Consider the following 6,677-nt stretch of genomic DNA (forward strand, 5'->3'; position numbering starts at 1 on the left):
ATGACCGCGCCCACGCCAACCCCGACGAAACCGGCCGAACGCGCGCCGGAAGTGGCCGTCGCCCCGCTCGACACCATCGACCCGCAAGACATCGGCGCCGGCGCCGCCGCCTTCGACCAATGGCTGCGCACGATCAGCGACGACTACATCACGCTGGAGCGCCTGAGCACAGTGGCCGGCAGCCTGCCGGTGATCGGTAACATCATGGCGCTGATCGACACCATCATGGAGATGGTGGGGATCGTCCAGAAGCACATCAACAAGAAGGAAATCGATTTCCTGCAATGGGTCAGCCTGGGCATCAACCTGATCGGCGTGATCCCGGTGCCGCCGGCGATGAGCGCGGCGCGCATGAGTTTGCGGCCGGCGCTGCACCTGGTCCGGCAAAAGCTGGCACTGGGCGTCAAGGACCTCGGCGCTGCAGTGATCGAGGTGCTGGTCATGCACCTCAACGCCACGCTGGCCGGTGAGCTCGAGACCTTCATCGACGGCGCAATGGGCAAGCTGGCAGGGATGCTCGACGAGTGCGCCACTCTTGCCGACGGTATTGCCGACGATCTGATCAGCATCCTCAAGCGCTGCATTGGCACGGAACCGCTGTTCAAGGTGGCATCGCGCGCGGAAGTGGCGGACAAGCTGCACGACCCCAAGGTGGAGAGCAGCTGGCGCCGCATGCTTGGCGCCCTCAGCCAACAGTACAAGAAGAGCGCGAATTACGTTGTTGCCGTAGCAGCGAGTCAGCTGCCGCACAACGCGGTAGCGGGCATAACAAGCATCATCGGCCACCTGACCGACTTCAAACCGGCGTTTCGCGGCAAGCTCGCCGCCCTGGCCGACGAACGGGCGCAAATGAGCATCCGCTGGATACTGATGCGGCTACGCGACGCGGTCGTCAAGCACAAGAAGCGCTATCCGGCCATGGTCCCGTCGGCCAAGGGGGCGGACCACAAGAAGAACAACCCGGGCCACGAGCTGGGCGCCATCGGCCGGCAAAGCCCGGCCACGGGCGACGCCAACGCCTGCAAGCTGTGCCCTGCCAAAGGCGGCACCGCGCACTCGATCAGCTTCGCCACCGGCGCCGAAACGTTTACCCATACCGACTTCGTGCTCGATGCGCCGCTGCCCATCGAGTGGAGCCGCACCTACCGCAGCGATCTCGTGGCCTACGACCGCGGCCCTCTCGGCGCGCGCTGGCTGACCCCGTACAGCACCCGCATCGACGTCGTCGGCCAAGGCAAGCCGAGCGCCCTGCTCTATCACGCCGCCGACGGCCGCAGCCACCGCTATGCGTGGCTGGGCATCGGCGAGAAGCACCACGACCCGGTCGAGCAAATCACCCTCACCCGCATGAGCGCCACCCTGCTCACGCTCGACTTCGGCAAGCCGCTGCCAGAGGGCGAGCCCAGCCCTTGGCGCGAAACCTATGAACTGGTCGACACCGTGCGCGCTAAGGCAGCCACGCTGGGCAAGGAGCATTTCCGGCTGATCGCGCTGCACGCCAAGGACGGCGCCGCCCTCGGTCTGCGCTACGACCACATCGTCGCCGGCGAGGCGGTGCTCAGCGACATCGTCAGCAAGCAGGGCGAGACCGTCGTCGCCCATGCCGGTACCCAGATCGACGTCAACAGCGGCCGCATCCGCGCGCTGTGGGAAATCCGCGACGGCGCGCTGGTGCGCCAGCTCGCCGCCTACGACTACGACGACCACGACGACCTTGTGCGCGCCCAGGACGACAACGCCGCCGCCTGGCACTACCAGTACGACCGCCACCTCGTCACCCGCTACCTCGATCGCACCGGGCGCGGCATGAACCTCGCCTACGACATCGGCAGCGCTCCGCACGCAAAAGCGATCCGCGAGTGGGCCGACGACGGCAGCGACGACACCCGGCTCGAATGGGACAAGAACATCCGCCTGACCTACGTGACCGACGCGCTCGGCCACGAGACGCGCTACTACTACGACATCGCCGGCTACACCTACCGCATCGTGTATCCGGACGGGGGCGAGGAATGGCTGTTCCGCGACGCCGCCAAGAACGTCGTGCGCCACATCCACGCCGACGGCAGCAGCGAGCATCACCGTTACGACGCGCACGGCAACCTGATTACGCACACGCGCGCTGACGGCAGCCAGGTCCATTTCGAGTACGACAGAGCGCACCGCGTCACCGGCATCCGCGACGCCGAAGGCGGCACCTGGAAGCGCGACTACAACGCCCAGGGCCAGCTGGCCGAACAAACCGACCCGCGCGGCAACAAGACCGCCTACGCCTACGACAAGGCCGGCCGGCCCGTCGCCATCACCGACGCCAGGGGCGGCGTCAAAAAGCTCGCCTACAGCGCCGACGGCAAACTGGCCAGTTACACCGACTGTTCCGGGCACAGCAGCCAGTGGGAATACGACGAGCGCCAGCGCCTGGTCAAGCGCATCGACGCCGCCGGCAACGTGACGGGCTACCGCTACACGCCGCTCAGCGCCGAAACGCTGGCGCAAGCGCACAGCGAAGGCAGCGGCAACGCCAATGGCAACTACCCCGGCCAACTGGAAGCGGTCATCCACCCCGACGGCAGGCAGGAGCAGCTGCGCCACGACGCCGAAGGCCGGCTGCTGGCGCACACCGACGCGCTGCAACGCACCACCGCCTACCGCTACACCGCGGCCGGATTGATCGCCAGGCGCACCGACGCGCTGGGACACAGCCTGCACTACCGGTGGGACGCGCTTGGCCGCCTGTCCGCGCTGGAAAATGAAAACGGCAGCGTCTACCGTTTTCAGTACGACCCGGTCGGCCGCCTGCTGCAGGAACAGGGTTTTGATGGCAAGGCGACCGAGTACCGCTACGACGCAGCCAGCGGCGTGCTGGCGGAAACCATTGAAGCGGGCGTGACCACCCGGCTCGACTTCGACCCCATGGGGCGGCTCCTGAAACGCCGCGCCACGGCCACCGGCCAGTCCGAGCAGATCGAAACTTTTGCTTACAACGCCAACGGCCAGCTGGCCGAAGCGAACAACGAACACGCCAGGTTGCAGTGGTTTTACGATGCCGCCGGCAACCTGGTGCGCGAGCACCAGCACTACCAGGGCCCGTTCTACGCCGACAAACGCACTGCGGTCTGGCACCACCACCACGACGAACTCAACGAGCGCACCGGCACCACCCGCCCCGACGGCCACCGCATCGACTGGCTCACCTACGGCGCCGGCCACGTGCACGGCCTGCTGCTCGATGGACAGGACCTTGTCTCCTTCGAGCGCGACGCGCTCTACCAGGAAACCGGCCGCACCCAGGCCAACGGCCTTCTGCAGACGATGAAGTACGATCCGGCCGGCCGCCTGATCGAGCAGCAGCTCGGCGCCATCGACCAGGTCGGCCGAAAGGGCCGGCATGCTTACACAGCACCGTACCGTCCCGACGTCCAGGCCGGCATGCAAACTGCCATTCATCGGCGCTACGGCTACGACCCATCCGGCCAGCTGACCAGTATCGAAGACGGCCGGCGCGGACGCATCGAGTACCGCTACGACCCGGTCGGACGGCTGCTGTCGGCAAGCAGCGCACTGGCCCAGGAAACCTTCGCTTTTGATCCGGCCGGGAACATCCAGGTGCCCGATCCCGCGCAGCAGGCGCCCCTCACCCGCCGCGCGCCGCTGCCGAAGCTGCTCGACAACCTGCTCAAGGACTATGCCGGCGTCCGCTACCGCTATGACGAACGCGGCAACTTGGTGCAACGTACCCAAAACGGCGAGCGGTCGGCGTATGAATGGGATGCGTTCAACCGGATGACCCGCGCCACGACCTCGCACGGCGTGACCACCTTCGCCTACGATCCGCTGGGGCGGCGCATCGCCAAGCACAGCCAGGCGATGGAAGGCACTGCCTTGCGCGAGAGAAGCCGGACCATGTACGGCTGGGACGGCGACACGCTGGCGCTGGAAAGCAGCGTGCACCAAGGCTATGCGGCGGGCGAACGGACCGTGCACTACGTCTACGAGCGCGACAGCTTCGTGCCGCTGGTGCAGGCTACCCGAAGGGGATCGCTGAAACTGGCACCCACCACCGATGTCAAAGCGCTTATGGCGGGCAACGACGGCAAATATGACAATGCGCTCGATCCGCTATGGAATGGTGAAGCCGAGCAGGAATCCGGGCCGTTCGGGAAGGAAGAGATCGCTTTCTATCAATGCGACCATCTGGGCACGCCGCAGGAATTGACCGACCATGAAGGCAAGGTCGCATGGTCGGCGCAGTATAAGGCGTGGGGGGAAGCGAAAGAGGCGATCAGCGAGGCGGCGCGCAAGGCGGGGATGCGCAATCCGATACGGTTTCAGGGGCAGTACCTTGATGATGAGACGGGGCTGCATTACAACCGGTATCGGTACTACGATCCGGACAGCGCTCGTTACATAACAGCTGATCCTATCGGTCTGCTCGGCGGGATGAATGCCTATCAGTACGCGCCTAATCCGACGGGTTGGATCGATCCTCTGGGTTTGCGCCCGGAGAAGAAGAAAGCAGCTTGCCCTATATGTAGTGGAACGCCATGTAAAGGCACGCAAAATCCGTCGCGGGCTGCAGCAAGATTTCAAAGCGGCGATGCTTACCCAAATAAAGACCGCTGGTCGAATGTGATGCTGGCCAAAGGAACTACTATCTATACTCTCTATCCTTACGGTAAGAAGCCGGGCGGTTTCTTTGCTGACGAGTCTACTCTAGAAGCATCAAAGAAATCAGTTAGTGCATATCATGAGGCTACCCAAGTAGGGCATGCTGGAAATAATCCTAAAGTCTTCAAATTCCGCGCAAGGGAGAAGGTACAGAAATTCACGCTGAAAGAAGATCTTTGCGTAGCGACAGCCTACGCATTAGCTAATGACCAATACGGACAAGGGGGCGGAGTGCAATATTACATTGCGGCAAACGATCGAGGGAGCATGAAAAAGGGCTCACTTATGGAGTTAACAAACCCATGATAAATTTTATTGAAGGAAAAATCAATGTCGGTGAGAAAAATATCTCCGTCGTGTCTGATTATGAATATCTAAATGCTCTTAGCGAAGAAGGTTCAGTTGAGAAACGAAGAGACCCTGGTGGAGGGGAGCCTTATTTTTACGCCGAAGCGGTTGCGGATGGCATGAGATTTGGCATTTTTATCTCTTTGCGAGATAGAAAAATCGACTGGTTACGATTGAGCTGGTTAGACAGTTCTATGAAAGGATGGGACGACGTAAGCGAAAAAGCTGTGAAAGGTGAATATCGTATTTTATTGGGTTTAATCGAAAAACTGGTCGGGCGGCCACCTGACAATAAAAAAGATAGACTGCGTTCGTGGCGCCTGAAGTGGGGACAACTTAACGTGAGCTATGACCTACGTGCCTTTCAGGCGGACATTTATATGAAGCCTGGGTTAGGTCAGTCCTGATCGTGCTGACTGAACCGCCAAGGCGTTTAGCTAATGATCAGCACGGTCCGGGCGGCGGAACGCAGTATTACATCACCGCAAAAAATCGTAAAAGTATGAAAAAAGGATCAACGATTAATTTGACAAGCCCATGATTAATTTTTTTAAAGGGCAGATCAATCTCGGCGCGAAAAATATTCGTACTGTCTCTGATGATAAATATATAAATACTCTCGCCGAAGAAGGTCTGATTGAAAAGCGAGAAGACGGTGTAGGCAGTTACTATTACGTAGAGACCGTAGCAGACAATATGAGGTTTGGCATTTTCATCAGGTTGTCAGAGAAAAGTATTCTTCGGTTAGTATTGCGCTGGTTAGATGGGCCATGCACCAGCAAAGGGTGGGACGATGTAAGTGAAAAGTCGGTGAAAGAGGAATATCGTCTCCTTTTAAATTTTGTAGAAAAAATGGTCGGAGGTCCACCTGATAATAAAAGAGATAGGCAGCGTACGTGGCGCTTCGCGTGGGGGCAAGTTGACGTAAGTTATGAATCACGTGACTTTGTGACACAAATCTACATGAAACCCCGGTGAGGTCGTTCGAGAGAAGGTTTGCGATGAACCGCGCACTCGATCAGCTTCGCCACCGGCGCCGAAACTTTTACCCATACCGACTTCGTGCTCGATGCGCCGCTGCCCATCGAGTGGAGCCGCACCTACCGCAGCGATCTTGTCGCCTACGACCGTGGCCCTCTCGGCGCGCGCTGGTTGACCCCGTACAGCACCCGCATCGACGTCGTCGGCCAAGGCAAGCCGAGCGCCCTGCTCTATCACGCCGCCGACGGCCGCAGCCACCGCTATGCGTGGCTGGGCATCGGCGAGAAGCACCACGACCAGGTCGAGCAAATCACCCTCACCCGCATGAGCGCCACCCTGCTCACGCTCGACTTCGGCAAGCCGCTGCCAGAGGGCGAGCCCAGCCCCTGGCGCGAAACCTATGAACTGGTCGACACCGTGCGCGCTAAGGCAGCCGCGCTGGGCAAGGAGCATTTCCGGCTGATCGCGCTGCACGCCAAGGACGGCGCCGCCCTCGGTCTGCGCTACGACCACATCGTCGCCGGCGAGGCGGTGCTCAGCGACATCGTCAGCAAGCAGGGCGAGACCGTCGTCGCCCATGCCGGTACCCAGATCGACGTCAACAGCGGCCGCATCCGCGCGCTGTGGGAAATCCGCGACGGCGCGCTGGTGCGCCAGCTCGCCGCCTACGACTACGACGA

Annotated in this window: 4 protein-coding genes; all 4 read left to right on the forward strand. The window is 61.3% G+C overall.

What is annotated here, in order from left to right; translation table 11 throughout:
- Entirely contained in the window at nucleotides 1-4,974 is a 4,974-nt protein-coding gene (locus V6M87_RS09210; RefSeq protein WP_332876312.1) for an RHS repeat-associated core domain-containing protein, read from the forward strand.
- The gene (locus tag V6M87_RS09215) at nucleotides 4,971-5,423 is read left to right on the forward strand and encodes a hypothetical protein (RefSeq protein WP_332876313.1); all 453 of its coding nucleotides are present in this window, start codon (nucleotides 4,971-4,973) and stop codon (nucleotides 5,421-5,423) included. Before V6M87_RS09210 ends, V6M87_RS09215 begins: the two co-directional genes overlap by 4 nt.
- Nucleotides 5,424-5,553: 130 nt before the next feature.
- The gene (locus V6M87_RS09220) at nucleotides 5,554-5,994 is read left to right on the forward strand and encodes a hypothetical protein (protein ID WP_332876314.1); all 441 of its coding nucleotides are present in this window, start codon (nucleotides 5,554-5,556) and stop codon (nucleotides 5,992-5,994) included.
- Between the two features lie 84 nt (nucleotides 5,995-6,078).
- The coding region (locus V6M87_RS09225) for a DUF6531 domain-containing protein (RefSeq protein WP_332876315.1) at nucleotides 6,079-6,677 on the forward strand (599 nt) is incomplete at its 3' end.

It is taken from the genome of Massilia sp. S19_KUP03_FR1, assembly GCF_036688685.1.
Lineage (GTDB): Bacteria > Pseudomonadota > Gammaproteobacteria > Burkholderiales > Burkholderiaceae_D > JALYUM01.